Below are 24,635 nucleotides of genomic sequence, written 5' to 3'. Positions count from 1 at the left end.
AATGAGAATATATATAAAATTTATTGTTGCCCTTGGAGTCATTTCTTCTGTCTGTGGGTGTAGTCTAAAGGAATTTAATCCTGGTGGAACAACTGCTGAGGTTGTTTTTTCTAGCGAAGAAGGGATCAATTCCTTAGTTAATTCAGCCTATGTTTATTATGGCTCACAATTTTATGGACGGGAAGATATACTCATGTTAACTGAAGGTGGTACTGATCTTTGGATTAATATAGCGAATTCGGGATATGGTCGCCAGATGACCAAATATGATGGGCTGAATTCTACGATTGGCCAAATACGAAACACTTGGAATCGCTTTTACGAAATCATAAATTATTGCAATGCGGGCCTGGAACGGATTCAGCAAGTTAGTTTTAAGAATGAAGCAGAAAAAAAAGCACGTATTGGCGAAATGTCTTTTTTGAGGGCATTTTCCTATTGGCATTTAGTAGAACAGTTTGGGGAAGTGGATTTGCGTACGACTGAAACAAAAACAGTCGAATTAACGGCACATCGGTCATCTGTATCGGCACTGTATGATTTGATGCTTGCAGACCTTGAAGTGGCAATCTCAAATCTGCCGATTGATCCAATTCCAGTAACAGATATTGGTAGAGCAACGCTGAAGGCCGCCTATGGCTTGAAAGCTCGAATCGCATTGACCAGAGTAGCTTATGAGAGTTCCGTTGCGGAAAAAGATAAATATTATGGACTTGCTTCCACTGCGGCGCAATATGTAATTAATCATCAGGGTGAGTTGCAAACTGCACTTTATGAAACACCTGCACAAGTCTTTAAACCTTCAAATAATAAAAATAATAAGGAAGCATTATTTACGGTTACCCACTCCACAATAAATTCACTTAACCCGCAGCCCAATAATCCCAATAGACTTCATATTTGGTTCAAAGCCAAATATTCAGGAAAAGCGGGAATGGTCAGAGATCTTAGTTATGGAGCTGATAGAAATTCAAATTCTGGAGGGATGTGTTTTATGCCCACGCGACATTTACTTGAACTTTTTGATGAAAGCAAAGATAGGAGATATGATGACTGGTTCAGGGAGAAATACTATCTCAATGTGGATAAGTATAACTGGTCTATAGACGATTTAGCTGCTTTTGAAAAACCGGCAAGTTTGGCTGGAACTTCTTTAAATCGCGGTGATCTAGCACTCTGGTTTACGAAGAAAAAAATCTCAAAGGATAAAAGGAATGGCTCCTACGCAATTGTTGATATTGACGATATCTATACCGGAAATAAGGTAAATACTAATGCTCATTTTAATGTACATTTCCCTACCCTAACTAAATATGATGATCCAGATCTACCCGAAATAGGATCGCAGGTTGGATCAAAGGACGTTATATTGATGCGACTGGCAGAAATGTATTTGATTGCTTCTGAAGCAGAAATGATGCGCTCGTCTGGAAATAAGACGCTAGCGAAAGATCTTATTAATGTACTAAGAAAACGTGCCGCATTACTGGGAAAAGAGAATGAGATGCTGGTCGCTGAAGCTGACCTTAATTTGGATTTTATATTAGAAGAAAGAGCACGAGAATTATGTGGTGAACATATTAGATGGTTTGATTTGAAACGTACACATAAACTGGTTGATTATGTCAAAAATTACAATCAAGATATTACGCTCATGCAACCTTATCATATTAATAGACCGATACCACAACAGTTTTTGGATGTAATTACTAACCCTAGCGAATTTGGTCAAAATAATGGATATTAGAAAAACAGTTCTCGCATGGATTTTCGCTTTTTTTTCGATCTGTAGTCTGTCGGCACAGACAGGAGAAATCCATGTGGGTAAACAAAGCAACAAGGAACAACGGGATGGCAGCCCGGGAGCTCCATTTTCATGTTTGGAGGATGCCCTGCGTGAGGCTAGGGAATGGCGACGATTAAACGATCCGCGCATGCAGCATGGAATCACAATCTGGATTCAGGACGGAGTATATGTGCCTACTCAGACCATTTTTATCCGTCCTGAAGACAGCGGAACAGCCGAAAGTCCGACATGGATAAAAGCGGTAGGCAACGAAGCCATATTTTCGGGCGGGATTTCTGTTACAGACTGGCGGCAAGTAAAAAGTGAAAAGAGATTGGATCCTGCTATTGCTAAGCATATCGTGGTGGCAGATGCCCCTCAGTCCGGAGGAAAGTATTTCCCTTTCCGTCAATTGTGGGTTGGTTCACGTAAAGCAATCCGTGCCGAAAGTCACGATGATGCCCACTTACCCCGGATCATCAATTGGGATTTTCAAAAACAAGCGGCCGTCATTCCGAACGTGTTACCGAAAAGGTTTGCCTATAAGGCCGGTATGGAGTTTTTTATCCATCAGTGGTGGGCAATAGCGCAGCTCCGGGTTCGTGAGGCGGTAGTCACAAAAGATAGTACCACACTATTTTTTCATGAACCGGAAGGTAAATTACAGAATGAACACCCTTGGCCTAAGCCTTGGTTGTCTAAGGAATATGGCAACTCTGCATTTCGTTTGGTCAATGCCCTTGAATTTTTGGATCAGCCGGGAGAATGGTTTTTGGATGAGGAAAACCATAAAGTATATTATTATAAAAGACCTGATGAAAACTTAAGCAAGTTACATGTTGTAGCGCCCTATCTTGAAACGATCCTGAGGATGCAAGGAACTTTGGAATCACCTGTTCGTCATGTATATATCGAAGGGCTTCAATTTCAGCACAGCTCCTGGTTAAGGCCGCACTACTACGGACACGTCGCCTTACAGGCGGGAATGTATTTTTTGGACGCCTATAAACTGGCTAAACCAGGCACCAGGGATAAAGCGGGATTGGAAAATCAAGCTTGGCTGGGCCGGCCACAAGCGGCAGTCATGCTTAGCCATACGGCCTTTACCAATATTTCAGCTTGCCGGTTTTCCCATTTGGCAGCAACAGGCATTGACTATCGGCAGGGCAACCTGAAGGATAGTCTAATTGGAAATCTATTTCAGGAGATCGGCGGATCGGGTGTACTGCTCGGTCAGTTTTCAGATGAGGAAGTTGAAGCACATCTGCCTTTTCAGCCCAGCGACGAGCGTATCTTGACAGATGGTGTTGTGGTCAGCAATAATCTAATCCAAGATATTGGGAATGAGGATTGGGGAACTGTAGGGATTGGCGCTGGTTTTGTCCGCAATGTAGCTATTACAAACAATGAATTGCTTGATCTTCCGTACACAGGCATTAGCTTGGGCTGGGGCTGGACACCGACAGTCAATGCTATGCGTAATAATCGTGTTTTCAAAAATAAGATTACACGTTATGGCAAATACATGTATGATGTAGCCGGTATTTACACCTTATCGGCTCAGCCCGGAACAAAAATTCAGGAAAATTATATCGACAGTATCTATGTGTCGCCTTATGCGCATATTCCTGAACATTGGTTTTATCTCTATACCGATGAAGGCTCAGCCTATATGAATGTCAGCAACAACTGGTTCCCATCCAATAAAATATTGCGAAATGCCAATGGGCCGAGTGTTGAGTGGATAAAGAATGGACCCGAGGCGGATGCCAGGGTCAAAGAAGAAGCTGGCATCGGTCCACGTTATGCCTATTTATTGTCTGAAAAACGATCAGTACCTAAAAATGTAGCTTTCAATACATATATTCCTTTTACCAAACCTGTATTTTTCCAGATCCATGATGTAAAAAAGCAGCTTGAACTGACTGAAATCAAAGATTTTTTTGCTAAACAAGGAGCCGATAGCAGCCAGGTATATCGCTGGAAGGATTACATCTTGCTGATGACAGACGATGAGATCGGTAAGAAAATATCGAGTGCTTGGGTAGCCAATTATCCGGCAATTTCTTATAAGTTGTTCAATGATCTATTTTATACGTTCGATCGGAGCAACTGTGGAGCCGAGAAAGTGAAAGACATCGATTTTGTGTTACTTACCGCACAACTGGTGGACGATAAATCGAAACAGGAGGCTTATTTTGAAGCCCATAAAAATCAAACTAAAGAATGGCCCGAAGTTGCAGCAGGGTTCTGTAAAGCCGGCTTTGACGAGGTATTGGTCTACCGCAATGGAAGACAGCTTATGTTATATATTTCTTTTCCAAAAGGTCAGGATTTTAAAACAATCGATCAGCTGACGACCAGGGACAATCCACGGGTTATGGAGTGGAACAAACTTATGGGGACCTATCAGGAAGGTATTCCCGGAACGGGAGTGAATGAAACATGGATTTTTTATAAACAATAAAATGGAACAGATACAACAGTTAAAATTAGGAATTTTAGGACTTGGCGAAGGACGTAGCACGATGTCTGCGGCACTACAAAGTCCATATATCGATTTGGTCAAGATCTGCGACCTGAACGAAGACCTAGGACGCAAACGCATGAAAGAATTTGATTTTCATGATTATACCAATGATTATCAAGTAATGCTTAATGATCAAAGCATTGAAGCTATTGCAATTTATACGCCGGATCATCTTCACGCACAGCATATCCGATTGGCGCTGGCGCACGATAAACACGTGATCTGCACCAAGCCATTTATTGATAATCTGGCCGATGCCAATGGTTTATTGGAACTCGCAGCTCAGAAAAATAAGCGTGTATTTGTTGGACAGAGCTCCCGTTTTTTTGAACCGGTGAAGAAACAAAGAGAAGATTTTGAAGCCGGACTGATCGGTGAGTTGATTACCATCGAAGGCTATTATCATGCTGATCACCGCTGGTTTCTGGAGAAGCCTTGGTCTTTGCAGTCTTCCTTCAAATGGCTTTACGGTGGGCTGAGTCACCCGGTTGATTTTATCCGCTGGTATCTACCGAATATTGAAGAGGTGATGGGATATGGCATGCTGAGCGCCAACGGAAAAAAAGGAGGGCTTCAAAATCCAGACACCATGCATTTTATTTTCAAAGCCGAAGATGGCCGTGTAGCCCGAGTAAGTGGTGCGTATACCGGGCCTGTGCAGCCTGTCACAAGGGATAGTGAGATGAGCTGCATTTTACGGGGGACCGAAGGTGCTAGTCAGGCAGATTATATGGACCTCCGGTATGCAATTACGGATAAAACGGGCGAAGAACGTATGCTGACATGGGAGCATAAACTAAAGCATTACTTCCGTTTCGAAGGAAAAAGCCATCATGCAGGTGAATATCAAAATTACCTGGAGCACTTCGCAAAAGCCATCCGTACTGGAGAGGAAGCCTCCCCAGATATGAAAGAGGGTATAGGTACTATAGCCTTATTGCAAGCTATGGATGAATCATTGACAACAGGAAAGCCTGTCCGTCCAAAGGAACTGCTGGAAAGATATGGTGTCGATTTGAGCTTAGGAAGATGAATAGTATCTTAGACAAGTTAACCATTTATGACTATTGCATCGTCGTAGTCTATTTGTTAGCATTACTGACAATCGGCCTCCTGTCATCCCGTAAAAAGGTAGAAGGGGCAGAACACTTCCTGGCCAGCAAATCCTTAAGCTGGTACAGTATTGGCTTCAATATGTGGGCGACTAACGTCGGACCATCCATGTTGCTGGCTTTTGCTACAGTAGGCTATACAACGGGCATCGTTGCGGTCAATTTTGACTGGTATGCTTTTATCTATCTTTTCCTGTTGGCGGTGGTGTTTGCGCCACGCTATATTTCTACCGGAGTCCGCACCTTGCCCGAGTTTATGGGCAAGCGGTTCGGTCCAAATACGCAAACTATCCTGGCTTGGTATTCATTGGTAAAAATGCTTATTTCATGGTTGTCGTTGGGACTGTTTGCTGGCGGATTTTTAGTGCGGCAGATTTTAGGTATTCCAATGTGGCAATCGGTTACTGTTTTAGTCTCCCTAGCTGGTCTGTTTGCGTATACGGGTGGATTAAAGACAGTTGCTAAAATCAATATCTTTCAGATGATCTTGCTGATCGCCGTGTCGGCCTTTCTGACTTTCCTGGGACTTTCCAAAATCGGTGGCATAAGTTCTTTAATGCAACAGACTCCCGCCAATTATTGGTCGTTGATCAGACCGGCAAGTGATCCAGATTATCCCTGGTATGCGATCGCTTTAGGCTATCCGGTGGCAGCGATCGCTTTTTTCTGTACGGATCAAGCCATGGTACAATCAGTTTTGGGTGCAAAGAATCTCGAACAGGGGCAGCTGGGAATTAACTTTATCGCTTGGCTCAAGATACTTTCCTTGCCGCTGTTTATCCTCACCGGTATCATCTGTTCGGTTTTATTTCCGGGACTTAAAGACCCATCACTTGCTTATATGACGATGGTGACCAACCTGTTTCCTACAGGCCTGAATGGATTGGTAATCGTGGTGTTAATTGCTGTATTGGTGGGCACCATTGGTTCGTCGCTTAATTCTTTGAGTACTGTTTTCACCATGGATATATATCTTAAGCATATTCGGCCAGATGCAACCAATAAGCAAATCACCCAGGTAGGACGTTATACGGTCATCATCGGCTGTCTAGCTTCAGTTTTCGTCGCCCTGGCGATTGATCAAATTAAAGGGCTCAATCTTTTCGATGTATTTCAGTCTATTCTCGGATTTATTGCGCCACCTTTAGCTGTTGCTTTTCTAATGGCCGTGTTGTGGAAAAGAACCAATCGAGCAGCAATCAATACGATTTTGACTTTTGGTGCGGTACTGAGCCTGGGGACAGGTGTATGTTATCTCTGGATTTTCCCAAAAGATGTTTATTCCTTTTGGCCGCATTATCTAATGCTTTCCTTTAGTCTATTTATGCTGCTACTTATTATTGGAATAGGCCTAGCATACTGGGTACCCAAGTCGGTTTATGAAATGGAACATAGGGATATGTACGATATCACTGTGGAGAAACCAAGTGGCCGCGTCAAGACTGCCTGGGCAATGTTATTTGTGGTTATGCTATTATTATATATTTATTTTAAATAGCCTCTGTCAAGTTAATCCTAGATTGGATTCAATTTGTGATCTGCATTTTTTTAAACTTTCAACAATAGTTTCGGTGGGCATATTCTGCCCGATTTGACGTCGAACGAGCTTTGAAACCGTGAGGCAGGCGATGATGCCTGTTTCGCTGGTTCCGATGGGAACAGAAATATCGATGATGCCTTCCGCGTATGCGCTGGGCATCTCATAAAAACCTTTGCGTTTGATATCGGCTAGGTCGCTATCAAATTGCAGACGTTCTGCTTTCTTCAAACTGCGGTAATAAGGATCGGCCTCTAAAATGGTCTTTCTTTTTTTAGCCTCGGAAAAACTTAAAAGGAGCTTCCCAGACGCGGTCTGGGACGTGTTGTAGAGGTTGCCTTCCTCAATCATGATGCTGATGGGCGAGGAACCTCTGGCGTAAGCGATGACCATTACCTGATTGTCGTAAATAACACAGAGGTGACAGGGGTCTTTGATTTCGTTGGACGTATCCTGCATCGGTAGTAATGAAGTTGCCCGTAGTTTCTCTACAAAGGAATGCCGGTGCGAAAGATAGTATAGCTTCAGTGAAAGCGAATATTTAGATGAAATTGGATCACGATGAATGTACCCGTTGGACTCCAGTGATGCAAGCATGCGATAGATTTCATTGGGACTTCGGTGCAAGCCCAAGGCGATCTCGGATTGGGATTGTGCTGTTGGTTGTAAGGCCAGAAATTCAAGGATCTGCAATCCTTTTTCGAGCGCTGGTGCTCTATATTTATCGGAGCTATTTGCTATCATAATATGTTTTTGCTTACAAATGATCGGGCTAAAGATAGAAAAAGTATTTATGAGTTTTTAGCTTCTCAAAAAAGCATGTTAAATTTTTATATTCAAATATTGTATTTATATTTGAATATTATAAACCGCTTTTCCTTTGGGAAAAAGCATTAGAAGGGAAAAGATTATAAACAATAATATCAATAATTAAATACAGGACTGTTCCGCTTAGGCTATATTATCAGGCCTGAATAGCGAAACGAAATAGGATAAAATAGCCGTGGCTCCAATGCTATATTTTGCCATTTTAAAGGCGGTATAGGTAAATAGACCTTGATAATAAGATGATAGATACAGTTGTTCTGTTTTTCGACAAGACAACATAAAATAATAAATGAATACACAATGACAGAGAAAATCCAGTTAAAAGGGATTACCTGGGGGCATACCAGAGGCTTTGTGCCAATGGTCGCGACTGCGCAGCGTTATGAAGAATTATGTCCAGATGTTGAAATTGTTTGGACAAAACGGACTTTACAGGAATTTGCTGATAAGTCAGTGACAGATTTGGCAAAGGAATACGATCTATTGGTCATTGACCATCCATGGACGGGACATGCTGCCGCGAAGGGGATGCTCGCTGCATTTGATGATTACCTATCCGCAGATTTTTTGGCCGATCAGCGTGCTAATAGTGTTGGGAAATCCCATGAAAGCTATAACTTTCTTGGAAAGCAATGGGCATTGGCTACGGATGCTGCAACACCGGTGGCTGCAAGTCGTCCGGATCTTTTACAGGCCTTGCAAGTGGCACTTCCACGTACATTTGAAGATGTTTTAGCGCTAGCAAAAACTGGAAAAGTCGGATTTTCGCTGTTACCGATTGATTCCTTGATGCACTTTTACGGTCTTTGTTGTTCTTTGGGTGAAGAACCTTGCCAAGGTAACGAAAAAGTAATCAGCGACGCAGTTGGAATAAAGGTCTTAAAATTATTCAAATCACTTGCGGATGAACTGGATGCCGGATTTTATAATAAAAATCCATTTAAGGTGTTTGAAGAAATGACTCAGCGTGATGAAATTGCTTACTGTCCATTTGCCTATGGTTATTCGAATTACGCTCGGGCAGGTTATGCACGTAAGGTGTTGCATTTTCATGATTTAGTGTCATTAAATGGTACGCCTATGATCAGCACACTTGGTGGAGCGGGGCTGGCAGTATCCTCACAGGGCAAGCATATTGATGTGGCCATGGATTATGCACGATTTGTCGCGACACCGGAAGTTCAGGAAACGCTATATGTCGAAAATGGCGGCCAGCCTGGACATTTACGTGCCTGGAAAAATGAGCAGGTAAATGCCGCTACGGCCAATTATTTCAGCAATACACTACCCGCATTAGATCGGGCTTATTTGCGTCCGCGTTATGATGGCCATCTTTATTTTCAGGATCATGCTGGTGATATCGTGGTTGATTATCTAAGGGATGGAGGCGACGAAAAGGCAGTTTTGGACAAGATGAATGCGATGTATCGGGAATCATTAGTGGATAAAGAAGACCATGGATAATAAACCACTGGAAGGACTTTTGGTCCTCGAGTTTTCACAGTTTATGGCTGGACCAACAGCAGGTCTGCGTTTGGCGGATCTCGGTGCACGAGTCGTCAAAATTGAACGTCCGGGGGCTGGCGAAGGGGGGCGGCAGATTGCGATTAAAAATATTTTTGTAGATGAGAGTAGCCTGGTCTTTCATACCATCAACAGAAATAAAGAATCGTATGCAGCCAATTTGAAAGATGAAAATGATCTGGAAAATATTAAAAAATTAATCCGCCAGGCAGATGTAATGACACATAACTTCCGCCCCGGTGTCATGGAAAAGATCGGTTTGGATTATGAGAGCGTGCAGAAAATTAACCCAAAAATGATCTATGCCACGGTAACTGGCTACGGCAATGAAGGGCCATGGGCTAAAAAGCCAGGGCAGGATTTACTCGTGCAATCGCTGTCGGGACTTTCCTGGTTATCGGGCTGTGCGCAGGATGGGCCGGTTCCTTTTGGATTGGCCGTGGTGGATATGTACTGTGCCACACATCTGACACAAGGTATATTGGCGGCATTGTTGAAACGTGCCCGTACCCAACAGGGAGCTCTTGTTGAAGTCAGCTTGCTTGAATCTGTGTTGGATATGCAGTTTGAAATGCTGACCACACATGTCAACGATGGCCGCAAGCTGCCTCATCGGTCGACGGTTAGAGGAGCTGGCCATGCTTATTTAAGTGCGCCTTATGGACTCTACAAAACCCTTGATGGCTATCTAGCCTTGGCCATGGGCAATGTAGGGCATATTGCAGAAACCATAGGCTTGTCTGGACAGTCCTATCAAGACGCTGCAACCTGGTTTTCACGACGTGATGAAATACTTCAAGAATTTGCTGCTGTATTGTGTCAAAAGACAACGTGCGAGTGGATATCCCGTTTGGAATCCGAAGGGATCTGGTGTGGTGCAGTCAACGATTATCATCGTTTTTTTGAGGAGCAGGGTTTTAAGGAGGCAGGAATGCTGCAGGAAGTCACTTTACAAGATGGCACCGCACTGACCACCACCCGTAGCGTGTACCAGATCGATGGAAAGCGTTTATATGCGGATAAACCTGCACCAAAAGTGGGCCAGCATACGGCATCAATTGTTCACGATTATTTAGAAAATTAATATGTTACCACTAGCAGGTTATACCGTAGTCGACTTTAGTCAATTTTTATCCGGCCCATTAGCAAGTTTACGGCTAGCTGACTTAGGCGCGCGGGTTATAAAAATAGAAAAACCAGAGACGGGTGATATTTGCAGGCAATTATATACCTCTAATACGATATTGAATGGTACTTCAACAGTGTTTCATGCCATTAATCGGAATAAAGAAAGTATGGTGTTGGATTTGAAAAGCGAATCCGACAAACAGATTATACGTGATTTAATCGCGCGGGCAGATGTGGTGTTGCACAATTTTCGTCCGGGTGTCATGGAACGTTTGGGCTTTGACTATGCAGGTGTCCGAGAGATCAATCCGACGGTGATTTATGGAGAGATCTCGGGATATGGAAAAGAAGGACCCTGGGTGAAGCGGCCTGGCCAGGATTTATTATTGCAATCGCTTACCGGGATGACTTGGTTGAGTGGCGATGCAAATAATGGTCCAGTAGCCATGGGACTTTCCGTTGTGGACATGTTTGCCGGATCCAATCTATGTAGTGCCGTATTGGCCTGCCTGTACCGTCGAGCGATGCAAGGGATAGGAGCGAATGTTCATGTCAGCATGTTGGATTCTGCTGTGGATATACAATTTGAGGCCGTCACAACCTATTTTCGTGATGGCAAATTGTTGCCACAACGTAGCGAAGTGAGCAATGCACATGCATATTTGGCAGCACCTTATGGGGTGTATCGTACGCAGGATGGTTTTCTGGCCCTTGCGATGGGCTCCATTCCTTTTCTTGGTAAACTATTGAATTGCAAGTCATTAGAAGGTTTTGCTGACGGAGAGCAAGCTTTTCGGGAGAGAGATAACATTAAGGCCATTTTAGCCGAGCACCTGACGACAGCAGGTACCGGACATTGGCTGGAGATACTGGAAGCAGCGGATATCTGGTGCGCCGATGTCTTGGATTGGCGTCGTCTGACCGAACATAATGCTTTTAAAATATTAGACATGCTACAGCAAGTAACGATGGGCGATGGCTTCCGTTATGAGACCACCCGTTGTCCCATTCGCATCGATGGCGAGCGGTTGACCGCCGCAAAAGGTTCGCCCAAACTTGGTGAGCACACAGCTAAAATATTGGAGGAACTGTATGGATAAGTTACGTTTTGCTGTCCGGAAATTTGAACCCTTTGAGCGTGCCATGGAGAAATGTTGGGCAGCTTATCAGGAGGTATATCCATCGGATGTGGAGATGGAGTTTGTTCCGCTGGATTTAGAGGAATTAACAGCAGCTTTCTTTGAAAAGAAAGGCCTTAATAATGGCGATTGGGATATCATTCACATCAATACCGATTGGGTTGCACGTGCCTATGAAACCGAGGGTTTGTCGGCACTGGATAGTATGATCGTACAAAATCCACCGGAAGACCTGAAAGGGGCTTGGCCAGAAAGCTTACAAGCTTTACAGCGTTTTGACGAGCAAATATTTGGTTTGCCTTTTCATGATGGTCCCGAATGCCTGGTTATTCGAAAAGATTTATTCGAAGATTCGCAAGAACAGATGCGTTTTCAGGTACGCCACGGAAAACCTTTGGCAATTCCAAAAACCTGGGCTGATTTTTTGACTGTTGCAGCATTTTTTACGCGGCCTGAAGATAACTTGTACGGGACAGTGTTTGCAGGCTACCCGGATGGGCATAATGCGGTATTTGATTTCTGTATTCAACTTTGGTCCCGCGGTGGAGATTTGCAGCAAGGCGACGTACCAGTTCAGTTGGATCAGCCATTGGCTGTAGATGCATTGGATTTCTATCGTAGTTTATTTATGAAGGATAGCGGATTGCATCCCGAATCGGCCAATTATGAATCGGTGCAGGCTGGTGCTGCCTTTGCGCGGGGTGAAGTCGCTATGATGGTCAATTGGTTTGGTTTTGCATCCTGGGCACAGATTGATACCGCCTCGGCCGTAAAAGGTAAGGTAGATGTAGCAGCTATTCCTTCAGCAGAAGGGGGGATGTCCCCCTCATTAAATGTGTATTGGTTGTATGCAATTCCAGAAGGTAGTCGTCATAAGCAGTTAGCTTATGACTTTATACGTTTTGCAGTCGGACGCCAACAAGATAAGTTGCTCACTGTCGAAGGAGGAGTAGGCTGTCGTTACTCCACCTGGTATGATTCCGAAATCAATCAGATGATACCCTTTTATAATAAACTGGCTGAATTGCACGATACTGCACGTACATTACCGCGCTTGGCCAACTGGCCGCAGATTGCACATATCATCGATGATACTGTAATTGCTGCGATTAAGACCGAAGAAAGTAGTCTTTCTTTATTAACAAAAGCACAGGAAAAAATAAATGCATGGTTATGATAGATATCCCTTATAAAACGATTTTACCCCAGACTGCTTTGCCGATTATTATTATAGGCGCAGGTGGTATAGTGAAAGATGCGCATCTCCCGGCTTATCGTAAAGCAGGCTTTCATGTGCATGGTATTGTCAATCGTACAAAGGCGAAAGCAGAAGCACTGGCAGTAGAATTTGGTATTCCCCATGTTTACGATACGGTGGAAGATGCCGTCGCACAGGCTCCCGAAAATGCGGTTTATGATGTAACCATTATGCCTAATAAATTTATCGAAACCTTGGAGGCATTGCCTCATGGCGCGGCTGTATTGATTCAGAAGCCAATGGGTGATTATTATGCGGATAGTCAGGCGATATTAGAAGTCTGTCAACGCAAGGGCTTGGTTGCTGCGATCAACTGTCAGCTTCGTCAGGCACCCTTTGTCAATGCCGCACGCTGGTTGATCGACCAAGGCCATATCGGTGAACTGTATGATATGGAAGTACGGGTATCGGTACATACACCTTGGCAGCTTTTTCCGCATGTGATGGTACATCCACGCTTAGAAATTCTGTACCACAGTGTTCATTATATCGATTTGATCCGCTCATTTTTGGGCAATCCGCAGTCGGTGTATGCAAAAACATTAAAGCACCCGGCCAAAGCCTTATCATCCAGCAGGACCACCTTGCTATTTGATTATGGAGACACACTACACGCTGTTGTAAATACCAATCATGACCATGAATTTGGGCCAAAGCATGAGGAAAGCTATATCAAATGGGAAGGTACCAAGGGGGCTATCAAAGCGACGATGGGTTTGCTGATGGATTATCCGAATGGGGTATCCGATGTGTTTGAATATTGTATCAAGCCAACAGATGGCAGCCAACCGGAATGGGTGGCTTACCCGATCGAGGGAACTTGGTTTCCCGATGCTTTCATCGGCAGCATGGGTAGCTTGATGCGTTTTAAACTGGGTGAAATAGCGGTATTACCGGCTGCGGTTGAAGATGTAATCCATACCATGGCCGTCGTAGAGGCTGCTTATCAAAGCAGTGCTCAAGGGGGGCAACCGATAGCAAAAGGATAAAGAAACAAAGCCTTAAAACCAACAATAAATTAAATTATGCATTTCGAATCTATTTTTTTTGAAGATTATATATTAAACGATAAACGGACAACATTGGGCCGCACGATTACCGAAACAGATTTTGTTGTTCATGCCGGACATACAGGTGATTTCTTCCCCCATCACCTCGATGCGGAATGGTGCAAGACCCAACCTTTTGGACAACGTATTGCGCACGGAACAATGATCTTTGCGATTGGTATCGGACTGACGGCCTCAGTCATTAATCCGGAAGCATTTTCCAAAGGCTACGATCGCCTTCGTTTTGTCAAGCCCGTATTTATTGGCGATACCATCCACGCTGAGGTGACTATTTCTGAAAAATCCGATGCAAAAAAGCCTGAATTCGGTACCGTAGTTGAGCATGTTGAAATTATCAATCAACATGGTGTGGTGGTGTTGGTCGCAGACCATATCCTATTGGCAAAACGCAAGGAAGTTTCAATTTAACCTATCATCACATGGAAATTGGTACAAAAACACCGATCAAGTTAACCGGGGCAGCTTCTACTAAGGGGTATCTGCTTCCGTTTATTCTGATTGTCAGTCTGTTTTTTTTATGGGGTATGGCCCATAATTTAAATGGCGTTCTGATCCCGCATTTGAAAAAAGCCTGTCAGTTGAATAATAGCCAGTCGGCACTGGTTGATACTTCAGTTTTCTTCGCTTATTTCATTATGGCACTGCCGGCTGGTTATGTTTTGCGCAAATGGGGGTATAAACTGTCTATTATTATAGGATTGGTTACTTTCTCCGTCGGTGCATTTCTATTTATCCCTGCGGCAGATCACCGTATGTATGAGCTCTTCTTGCTGGCATTATTTATTATTGGTTGTGGACTAGCCTTATTGGAAACAGCGGCTAATCCTTATGCTGCAGTTTTGGGTAAGCCCGAAGCAGCAACACATCGGCTTAATTTGGCGGCCTCCTTTAATGGATTGGCGGCAATGGTTGCTCCAGTTGTAGGTACCACCTTTATTTTGTCGGGTACGAGCTATTCAGAAACGGAACTGGCGGCTATGACGGAGAGCAATCGGTTAGCGTATCTGCTTCATGAAGCGTCTTCCGTAAAAATGCCTTATTTAATATTAGGTTTAATCTTGTTAGTCGTAGCACTAGTCTTTTTGTTTGTTAAACTGCCTGAAATTCAAGATGAAAAGACGGAAGGAGAGCAGGCGCAAAAGTCTGGTTTATTTGCAGTACTTCGACATAAGCATTTGAGTTTTTCTGTAATCGCGCAGTTTTTCTATGTTGGAGCGCAGGTTTGTGTGACCAGTTTTTTTATTCGTATGGCACAGCAGGGAGCCGGTGTCGATGAGAAGACTGCGGGGTATTTCCTAGGTGTATATGGTTTGCTCTTTATGGGCGGACGTTTCGTCGGTACCCTATTGTTGCGTTATACGACAGCCCAGCGTTTATTGGCTATTTATGCCGTTTGTTGCGCTATATTGGCAACTGTAGCCATTTCGGGGACAGGTATGGTCATCTTGTATGCGCTAGGTGGACTTGGTTTCTTTATGTCAATTATGTTTCCTACGATTTTTTCTTTGGGTATTGCTGGACTCGGAAACGAGACGAAACAAGCCTCTTCTTGGTTGATTATGTCAATTGTCGGTGGAGCCGTATTCCCCTTTGTGACCGGAAATATTATTGATGCGCTGCATGATAATACGCAGATTGGTTATAGTGTACCTTTGGTCTGTTATCTTGTTATTTTATGGTTTGCACTGAAAGGATATAAACCGGCAAAAGCCTAAGTTGTGTCTCACCGTGTATTTGAGTGAGCAAGTGAAAAAAATATAGCGCGTGTTTTACTAGTGAAAAACACGTATATCGCCGAAGTTAACGTTGGTTTTGGTGTTAGTGAATTGATTAACAATGATTCGAATATGAATAAAATTATTTTAATTGTAGGTTGTTTAATTGCAGCAACGACAGCATTTGCACAACAGGCAAGTACCTGGATCTGGTATCCTGGAGATTATGAAGTGTGGTTGAGCAACAACATGCAAAATCGTCGTACGGACAGAGGAACCTTCTTTCCACCGTTTTGGAAGATGGATAGCCACTATGTTCTTGTCGAGTTCAGTAAAGAATTTGATTTGCCTGCTGATGAAGAAATCAGTATCTATGCCGAAGGCAAATATAATGTCAAGATCAATGGGAAAATGCTTCCAGGGGCACCTACTAAAGTGCAGCTTCAAAAGGGAAAGCAAAAAATCAATATTAAAGTTTACAATCAAGGAAATGTTCCCGCGCTGTATGTTGCAGGGAAAAACGTAACGACAGATAGTGATTGGAACGCAACCTATGAAGATAAGGAATGGATTGATGAGACAGGTAAGGCGTCTGATCAATCTGGAACAACCTATGTTAAGGCCGGTAAATGGAACTTTAACGGACCAACCGCTCGACCATCCACGTTTAAATTGCCCGTGAAACTACAACAAGCGCTTTCGCAAGAAAAACAAGGCAATGGTATCTTGGTCGATTTCGGGAAAAACACATTTGGTTTTCTTACCCTGCATAAGCTGGTGGGGACAGGTCGCCTGAACATCTATTATGGCGAATCCCGAGAGGAAGCACTTTCGACGAAAACCAGTGAGACCATCGATTTACTTGAGGTACACAACCAACAACCACAAGATAGTACACTCGATCTATCCAAAGCCTTCCGCTTTGTTTATTTAGAACCCGAAGGATCGGTAAAGTTTGATCAAATATCCATGGAATATGAATACTTACCAGTTGAAGATCGCGGATTCTTTCATAGTTCCGATAATGAATTAAACAAGATATGGGATGTTGCTAAATATACCATGGAACTAACCACACGTGAGTTTTTTATTGATGGCATCAAACGTGATCGGTGGATCTGGAGTGGTGACGCCTATCAATCGTATGCCATGAATTACTATTTGGGTTTTGATTCCGAAGCCGTCAAAAGAACTATTTTAGCGTTACGGGGTAAAGAGCCTACAATCAGCCATATCAACACCATTATGGATTATACCTTCTATTGGTTTTTGAGTATCGCAGATTATTACCGTTATACCGGTGATAAGGAATTTATAGCAGGCATCTATCCACGTATGAAAAGTCTGATGCAGTTTTGTTTGGATAGAAGAAATAGCGATGGTTTGATGAAAGGTTTAGCTGGCGATTGGGTATTTATTGACTGGGCCGAAGGTCTCAGCAAGCAAGGGGAAGTGAGCTTTGAACAATTATTGCTGTGCCGCAGTCTCGAAACCATGGCGATGTGTGCCGATTTGGTTGGTGAGCCGAAAGACAACCAACACTATCAACAAGAAGCTCAACAACTCAAAGATAAGCTATTTGCCTATTATTGGAACGATCAGAAAAAAGCCTTTGCACATAGTCGTATTGATGGTAAGCAAACCGATAACGTGACACGCTACAGCAATATGTTTGCGATTTTCTTTAATTATCTGAACGAACAGCAACAGGCAGGCGTGAAAGCTAATGTCTTGTTAAATGATCAGGTACAACAGATTACCACACCTTATATGCGTTACTACGAACTTGAAGCTTTGTGTGAACTTGGCGAAAAGGACTATGTGATGAAAGAAATGAAAGACTATTGGGGCGGTATGCTAAAACTCGGTGCGACGACCTTCTGGGAAGAATTTAATCCAGCGAAAAAAGGAGCCGAACACTATGCGATGTATGGAAGAGATTTTGGTAAGAGCCTTTGTCATTCGTGGGGAGCAAGCCCGATCTATTTGCTGGGCAAGTATTATCTCGGTGTACAACCAACGGCTGCGGGTTATTCGCAGTATGAAATCAAGCCCTATTTGGCGTCCTTAGCGTGGATGGAGGGAAAAATACCAACACCAGAGGGTGAGATTGAACTTTACGTGTCGAAAAACAAAATCAAGGTAAAATCACCTGTTGGATCGGGGACATTAAAACTGCGGAGCAAGGTTGTTCCACATGTGAAACAAGGTCAAGTAAAACATATCTCAGGAAACGACTATGAGCTCGTTTTGGAAAAAGGAATAGCATATGAAGTCGATTACAAATACTAGGTTATATAAAAAAATAGTCGTATCCAAGCTGAGTGTTGCCCTGTTGTTGTCATTGTCAGCAATTTCGGTACAGGCGCAAACGGTCGACGGAAAACCGGCGGTCATCCCGCCAGTGCCGAATGGACAAATCGCTGCACCATGGGAAAATCCGATGATTACATCGATCAATCGGGATCCCTCACGTGCGACGGGCTATTCCTATGCGACAGTGGAAGAAGCTTTGAAGAATGACCGGACGAGCAATAAACGAATGCTCTTTTTAAATGGCGAATGGGATTTTAAATTTGCCTTTAAACCGGCTGAAGCACCTAAAGATTTTCATTTATCCGAAGTCAAAGGCTGGGACAAAATCCAAGTGCCTTCCAATTGGGAGATGAAAGGCTATGATATTCCCATTTACCGTTCGGCAGTCTATCCATTTAGCCCAATTGATCCACCGCGCATTCCCAAAGACTATAATGGTGTGGGGTCTTATCAAAAAACATTCGAATTGCCCGAATCATGGGATGGAATGAACATTACCTTACACTTTGGCGGTGTTATCTCAGCTTATCAGTTGTGGATTAATGACAAATACGTAGGTTATGCGGAAGACTCCTGCTTGCCATCTGAATTTAATGCCACACCCTATCTTAAAAAAGGTAAAAATCGCATCTCTATCCAAGTCTTGCGTTGGAGTGATGCATCTTACCTCGAAGATCAGGACCATTGGCGTATGAGCGGTATTCATCGGGAGGTTTTTTTGATGGCCGAGCCAAAAGTGCGCATCGCTGATTTTCATTGGCAAGCAACATTAGATGCCGCTTATCAAGATGCCAAATTCTCCATTCGTCCAAAAATCGATAATTTTTCGGGCGATAGCATCAGTGGCTACAAGCTGAAAGCACAGCTTTACGATAGCAACAATCAGCCTATTTTGGCAAAGCCATTGGAAAAAGAGGCTTCAACCATCTTTGATGAGATCTATCCGAGATTGGATAATGTCAAATTTGGCCTGTTAGAAACAACGATCCGGAGTCCAAAAAAATGGTCGCCCGAAGAACCTAATCTCTACCGTTTGGTACTGACGCTTTACGACAAAGAAAATCGTTTGCTCGAAGCGAAGACCTGTCAAGTAGGGTTTCGGAGCATCGCTTTCTCTCCAAACGATAGCAAACTCCTGATCAATGGTAAAACGACCTACCTCTATGGTGTCAACCGTCATGATCACCATCCCGAACGCGGGAAGGCACTGACACGGGAAGATATGGAAGCGGATATTCGCCAGATCAAACAATTTAATTTCAATGCCATCCGGACTTCTCACTATCCGAATGATCCCTACATCTATGAGCTCTGTGACCGTTATGGTATTATGGTGATGGATGAAGCTAATATGGAGACCCATGGACTTGGTGGAAAACTCATGAACGATCCCGCCTGGCTGGCGGCACTTCAGGAACGTGTCACACGCATGGTGGAACGGGACAAGAATCATCCTTCCATTATCATCTGGTCGTTGGGCAATGAATCTGGAAGAGGTCCGAATACAGCCGCTATGGCCGCCTGGATCCATGATTTCGACATCACACGTCCTGTACATTACGAGCCGGCAATGGGAAGCCACCAACTACCGGGTTATATCGATCCTTCGGATCCACGTTATCCAAAATCCAACGATCACTCGCACCGGATTCAGAATATAAAGGACCAATATTATGTCGATATCGTGTCGCGGTTTTATCCGGGCATTTTCACGCCCGCGCTCTTGCTAAATCAAAATAATGGTGATAATCGGCCGATTCTCTTTGTTGAATATACCCATTCTATGGGTAACTCGACCGGAAATATTCGCGATTTTTGGGACATATTTCGTTCCAACCCACGTTTGATCGGTGGATTTATCTGGGATTACAAAGATCAGGCATTGATCCGTAAGGATTCTGTTTACGGTAAAGTATTGGCCTATGGTGGTGATTTTGGCGAAAAAGTACACAATGGCGCTTTTAGCTTGAATGGTATCACCGATGCCTGGGGGCGACCAAAAGCGGCGATGTATGAGAATAAACGAATCTATCAGCCTGCAGAGATCACTTTGGTTGATCCAGAAAAGACCACGGTACAAGTCAAAAATAGATCAGCGGTGCTCAACCTAAATCATTATGATGCTGTCTTATTATTCCGCAGAAATGGGCTGCTGGTAAAAGAAGTGCCTATATCGGCCATGAATCTGGCCGCAGGCGATTCTGCACAGGTAAACTTTGACAAATATTTACCTTTCAAGCGTGCCGCAGATCAGGAATATCAGCTCGATATTCAATTTCGTTTACGGGAAGCGACAGCATGGGGACCAGCAGGATTTGTAGTCTCCTCATCGCAGGTTCGATTGCGGGAACAATCCAATGTCCTGCGACCTTTATCATACAAAGGAGTTAAATTGATCAAGACAGAAACTGCTGATAAGTATCAGATCGCAGGCAAAGCTTTTCAGGTTAGCTTTGACAAATCGACTGGAAGTTTGACTGCGTTTAATTACAAGGGACAGGAAATGATCAAAGATGCAATTCGGCCAAGCTTTACACGCCCGGGTACGGACAATGACCGCCGGGGCTGGAAACCAGATAAAAAACTAAAATACTGGTACAGCGCTCCAAAATTAGTGTCAGTAACCGCACAAGCGAAAGATCAAGATTACGAAGTAGAGGCATTGTATGCGCTACCAGGTGATTCTGCGCGAGTAAAAGTGCTCTATATCGTGAAAAATCCAGGTATTGTGTCAGTAAACTACCAGTTGCAGGTGAAGGCTGGACTCCCCAATATCCCGAAAGTCGGTCTTCAAATGGGGATCAATCCTACATTTGAAGATATCCAATATTATGGCCTAGGGCCAATGGAAAACTACCCTGATCGTGCCTATGGTTTTGATCTCGGTGTTTATCACATGAACATCGATCAATTCATGGAACACTATCTTTATCCGCAGGAGAACGGAAATCGGATGGATGTTCGTTGGATGCACCTCCAAAATAAAAATGCTGGTCTCTTGGTTGTCGGCGAGCAGCCGCTGTATATGAGTGCCTGGCCTTATTCACAAAAAGCAATCGTCGAAGCAAAACACTGGTTTAAATTGAAGAAAGAAGATAAGATTACCTTAAATGTCGACTTAAAACAGATGGGTATTGGCGGAAATGATACTTGGACAGATGTATCGCAACCGTTGGAAAAATATCAAATTCCGGCAAAAGACTACAACTATTCCTTTTATTTGATTCCGACGGATTTGAAGCAATCGATCAAGGATTTTGTAAAATCTAATTTACAAGATAAGATATGACGAGGATTAAGTTGCTATTAGGGACAAGTCTTCTTTTTGGCTATTTGAGCGGCAATGCACAGATTAAAGGTATTCCAACGGCATTAGTTCCTTTGGATCAACATTCATTTGAACAGGCAAAACCTTGGGTATTTTGGTACTTTATGCATGCCAGCTATTCCAAGGAAGGGATTACTGCGGATCTGAAAGCGATGGCAGAAAATAAGATCGCAGGAGCCTATCTAGCACCGATCAAGGGCAAAACCAATCCGCCTCTTTTCGATCCGCCGACAGAGACGTTGACACCAGCATGGTGGGATATGTTCAAATATATCGTCCGTGAAGCAAAAAAATACGGAGTAAAAATAGCTTTATTGCCCAATGATGGATTTGCAACCGCGGGGGGACCATGGATCAGTCCCGAGAAGTCGATGCAGAAAGTCGTGCATGCCGATACCGTAATTGATAGCAAGGGGGAGCGGCTACGCAATGTTCAATTGCCACAACCACAAACCCAACAAGGCTATTACGAGGATATCGCCTTATTTGCGATACCACTGACACATTCGCCGCGAAAGAGCTTTACGGAGAAGGTCCACGTATCCAATAGCTATGACGAAGATCTAAAACGATTGGCTGAAAGAGGGAATAAACAAAATTTTGCAACAGCTGCGTCCGGTTGGATACAGTATGCATTTGATCAACCCTTCCCTTGCAATTCATTGAAAATTGACTGGACAGCATCTAACTACCAAGCGAACCGTTTGCAAGTTTGGGCTAGCGATGATGGCCTAAATTTTCGGAAGATTACACAATTAGAATCCCCAAGAATGGGCTGGTTGGACTGGGACAATGGCGTCACCCACCTGATTCCCTATACCAGAGCAAAATATTTCCGTTTTGTCTACGATCCCGTGGGCAGTGAACCTGGAGCCGAAGACCTCGACTCCGGTAAATGGAAGCCTTCGCTAAAGTTAAACGGCATCAGTCTGTTTGAAGAAGCGCAGGTCAATCAGATCGAAGGAAAGACAGGGGAAATCTGGCGTGTAGGAAAAAACTCTGAACCAAGCGCCGTAGCCAAACACGCTATTGTCGGACAGCAACAGCTCATCCGTTTGCCCAGTCCCGACCAAGCAGGTCGTGTCGACCTGACATTACCGGCAGGAAAGTGGAAAATATTGCGTGTTGGACATACCTCCACAGGACATAAAAACGAGACTGCAGGTGCTGGTAAAGGCTTAGAGTGTGATAAACTCGATGCGGCTACTGTCGCTTTTCAATTTGACCAGTGGTTTGGGGCAGCTAAAAAGCATGTAGATCCGCAGTTATCTAAAGAAGTCCTCACGGTATTTCATATTGATTCTTGGGAATGTGGCAGTCAAAACTGGACCCGAAGTTTTCCAAACGAGTTTTTGAAACGTCGAGGTTATGACTTGACCGACTATCTTCCTGTTTTGGCGGGTTGTTTTGTCAATAGTGTAGAAGATTCCGAAGCCTTTTTGCAAGATTACAGACAGACCATCAGTGAGCTGTTGCAGGAGAAAGGCTATGCTACATTACGTCAGAAAGCGGATGAATACGGCGTCGAATTTACGGCCGAAGCTACGGCTCCTGTGATGGTCGGTGACGGGCTAGCCCATTTTGCTTCAACCGATCGTCCGATGGGCGAGTTTTGGCTTAGAAGCCCTTCGCACGATAAACCTGCTGATATCCTGGATGCCATTTCTGGAAGCCATATTTATGGCAAACAGGTGACTATGTCCGAAGCCTTTACCCAGATTCGGGCTCAATGGGATGAACATCCACGACTCCTGAAAAGTCTTCAGGATAGAAATTATGCCTTGGGAATCAACAACCTAGTCTACCATGTGTATGTGCATAATCCCTGGATGGACCGCAAACCTGGTATGACCATGGATGGTATTGGAACCTATTTTCAGCGCGATCAAACCTGGTGGAAACCCGGTAAAGAATGGGTGAATTATGCAATCCGGGCACAACAGCTCTTACAACACGGGGTACCCGTACGTGATGTAGCTGTGTTTATTGGCGAAGAGATCCCTCGAAGATCCTTGCTCCCAAGTGCTTTGGTCGATGTGTTGCCTGGTATTATCGGTGATGCACGTGTACATCGAACAGATTCTCTGTTGGCCAATGTCGGCTTACCGATGCAGAAAGTAGCGGGCGTGACCACAGGAGCCAATATGTATAGGCCCGAAGATTGGGTTGATCCGCTACGCGGCTATGCCTACGATTCCTTCAATCCCGATGCGCTTTGGAACCAGACGAGGGTACAGGATGGTAAGGTGATTTTTGCGAATCATATTGCTTACTCTTTACTTGTGATGCCTGGAGAAACAGCATTAAATCCGAATGGTAGCCAATATTCCCTTCGTACCTTAGATCGCATCAGGAGTCTTGTCAATCAAGGGGCTACGGTGCTTTTTCAAGATATACCACAGACCTGGCGGGGCAAATTGACGGATGAAAAAGTACAACAGTATCGCAGTTTGCTTGAAGAATTATTTAGCAACCTCGCGCCATTCACAAATACAACATTACAAGTTAAACAACTCGGAAAAGGGCGAGTGCTTGTTGGACACTATGAAGCCAAAGATTTTAGTCCAATAAATATCGCTCCGGATGTGCTGATCAACGAAGGGGATAATCCGCATATTTCCTGGAACCATCGCCATTTCGCTGGCGGCCATTTGTTTTTTGTGGCCAATCAAGACAGCCTAAGGCAAAGAGCGATTTTGTCTTTACGGACAAAAGACCGATATGCATACCGTTACGATCCAGTAAGCGACAAACTAGCGGTTCTACCGTTCAATGTGATCAAGGATAGGACAGTTGTTGACTTGTCATTTGAAGCCTACCAATCCAGCTTTGTGTTGACCACTGATAAAAAGATTGATGTACCAACCTATCAGTTATTCGGGAAAACAGCCTTGACAGAACCTTGGTCATTCACGGCTGATGGCCTGCACAACAAGCAAACGCTTAAACAGCAGGAACCTCAGTTTTGGACAAGCAGTACAGACAATGAAACTAAATACCATGCTGGCTCTGGAAGCTATGAGACAACGTTGCGTGTTCATGCAATTGGTAAAAAACAGCGTGCTTATTTGGAATTTTCGGAGATCGAATCCATGGCTGAAATTTTTGTCAATGAACAGTCTGCCGGTGTTGTCTGGACCAAACCTTATCAGATCGATGTGACTGATTTTATCCGGCAAGGTGATAACAAGATCAGGGTGAAAGTGTACAACACCTGGGGCAATCGCTTGCTGTACGAAAAAGAAAAGCCCGCTGCAGAAAAGAAAATAAAAACGACGGCATCGGACAAGTTTCTAAAAGGCTTGCTGCCTTCGGGCTTGCAGGGGAAAGTTGAATTACTATGGCTAGATGCAAAATAAAGAAA

15 protein-coding genes are annotated in these 24,635 nt (G+C 43.9%); 14 read left to right on the top strand and 1 reads right to left on the bottom strand.

Annotated elements, in window-relative coordinates:
* Position 1 precedes the first annotated feature (1 nt).
* The 4 genes from B4A24_RS01090 to B4A24_RS01075 are packed head-to-tail and all read left to right on the top strand — an operon-like array spanning position 2 to position 6,926.
* Positions 2-1,747: a RagB/SusD family nutrient uptake outer membrane protein gene (locus tag B4A24_RS01090; RefSeq protein WP_293941541.1), complete on the top strand. Its 1,746-nt coding sequence runs from the start codon at positions 2-4 to the stop codon at positions 1,745-1,747.
* Complete coding sequence (locus tag B4A24_RS01085; protein WP_293941538.1) at positions 1,737-4,253, top strand: L-rhamnose mutarotase; 2,517 nt, start codon at positions 1,737-1,739, stop codon at positions 4,251-4,253. Before B4A24_RS01090 ends, B4A24_RS01085 begins: the two co-directional genes overlap by 11 nt.
* A gap of 1 nt (position 4,254) precedes the next feature.
* Positions 4,255-5,349 carry a Gfo/Idh/MocA family protein gene (locus B4A24_RS01080; RefSeq protein WP_293941535.1) on the top strand — a complete coding sequence of 365 codons (1,095 nt, stop codon included), beginning with the start codon at positions 4,255-4,257 and terminating at the stop codon, positions 5,347-5,349.
* Positions 5,346-6,926, top strand: coding sequence for a sodium:solute symporter family transporter (locus B4A24_RS01075; RefSeq protein WP_293941533.1), 1,581 nt, complete (start codon positions 5,346-5,348; stop codon positions 6,924-6,926). Before B4A24_RS01080 ends, B4A24_RS01075 begins: the two co-directional genes overlap by 4 nt.
* 6 nt (positions 6,927-6,932) lie before the next feature.
* On the opposite strand, the gene B4A24_RS01070 is transcribed toward B4A24_RS01075, so the two are convergent.
* Positions 6,933-7,709, bottom strand: a complete 777-nt coding sequence (locus tag B4A24_RS01070) for an IclR family transcriptional regulator (RefSeq protein ID WP_293941530.1) — start codon at positions 7,707-7,709, stop codon at positions 6,933-6,935.
* A 384-nt stretch (positions 7,710-8,093) separates the two neighbouring features.
* Between B4A24_RS01070 and B4A24_RS01065 the strand changes: the two genes are divergently transcribed.
* The 10 genes from B4A24_RS01065 to B4A24_RS01020 are packed head-to-tail and all read left to right on the top strand — an operon-like array spanning position 8,094 to position 24,630.
* The gene (locus B4A24_RS01065; RefSeq protein ID WP_293941528.1) at positions 8,094-9,257 is read left to right on the top strand and encodes an ABC transporter substrate-binding protein; all 1,164 of its coding nucleotides are present in this window, start codon (positions 8,094-8,096) and stop codon (positions 9,255-9,257) included.
* Positions 9,250-10,401, top strand: coding sequence for a CaiB/BaiF CoA transferase family protein (locus tag B4A24_RS01060; protein WP_293941525.1), 1,152 nt, complete (start codon positions 9,250-9,252; stop codon positions 10,399-10,401). The genes B4A24_RS01065 and B4A24_RS01060 overlap by 8 nt, the downstream gene beginning before the upstream one ends.
* A 1-nt stretch (position 10,402) precedes the next feature.
* Positions 10,403-11,545 carry a CaiB/BaiF CoA transferase family protein gene (locus tag B4A24_RS01055; RefSeq protein ID WP_293941522.1) on the top strand — a complete coding sequence of 381 codons (1,143 nt, stop codon included), beginning with the start codon at positions 10,403-10,405 and terminating at the stop codon, positions 11,543-11,545.
* A complete protein-coding gene (locus B4A24_RS01050) occupies positions 11,538-12,761 on the top strand; it encodes an extracellular solute-binding protein (protein ID WP_293941519.1) in 1,224 nt (407 codons plus the stop codon). The genes B4A24_RS01055 and B4A24_RS01050 overlap by 8 nt, the downstream gene beginning before the upstream one ends.
* Positions 12,758-13,831 (top strand): Gfo/Idh/MocA family protein, encoded by a 1,074-nt coding sequence (locus tag B4A24_RS01045; RefSeq protein WP_293941516.1) that lies wholly within the window; start codon positions 12,758-12,760, stop codon positions 13,829-13,831. Before B4A24_RS01050 ends, B4A24_RS01045 begins: the two co-directional genes overlap by 4 nt.
* A 36-nt stretch (positions 13,832-13,867) precedes the next feature.
* On the top strand, positions 13,868-14,320 hold the full coding sequence (locus tag B4A24_RS01040) for a MaoC/PaaZ C-terminal domain-containing protein (protein ID WP_104383832.1): 453 nt from the start codon (positions 13,868-13,870) through the stop codon (positions 14,318-14,320).
* A gap of 11 nt (positions 14,321-14,331) precedes the next feature.
* Positions 14,332-15,627 carry an L-fucose:H+ symporter permease gene (fucP, locus tag B4A24_RS01035; RefSeq protein WP_293941511.1) on the top strand — a complete coding sequence of 432 codons (1,296 nt, stop codon included), beginning with the start codon at positions 14,332-14,334 and terminating at the stop codon, positions 15,625-15,627.
* 60 nt (positions 15,628-15,687) lie between these two features.
* Positions 15,688-17,919: a trehalase family glycosidase gene (locus B4A24_RS01030; RefSeq protein ID WP_312399406.1), complete on the top strand. Its 2,232-nt coding sequence runs from the start codon at positions 15,688-15,690 to the stop codon at positions 17,917-17,919.
* Positions 17,897-21,232, top strand: coding sequence for a glycoside hydrolase family 2 TIM barrel-domain containing protein (locus B4A24_RS01025; RefSeq protein ID WP_293941508.1), 3,336 nt, complete (start codon positions 17,897-17,899; stop codon positions 21,230-21,232). The genes B4A24_RS01030 and B4A24_RS01025 overlap by 23 nt, the downstream gene beginning before the upstream one ends.
* The gene (locus B4A24_RS01020) at positions 21,229-24,630 is read left to right on the top strand and encodes a glycosyl hydrolase (protein WP_293941505.1); all 3,402 of its coding nucleotides are present in this window, start codon (positions 21,229-21,231) and stop codon (positions 24,628-24,630) included. Before B4A24_RS01025 ends, B4A24_RS01020 begins: the two co-directional genes overlap by 4 nt.
* Positions 24,631-24,635 lie beyond the last annotated feature (5 nt).

The sequence above is a fragment of the Sphingobacterium sp. UBA7249 genome (genome assembly GCF_002472835.1).
Lineage (GTDB): Bacteria > Bacteroidota > Bacteroidia > Sphingobacteriales > Sphingobacteriaceae > Sphingobacterium > Sphingobacterium prati.
This window is presented reverse-complemented; position numbering and strand designations above follow the sequence as displayed.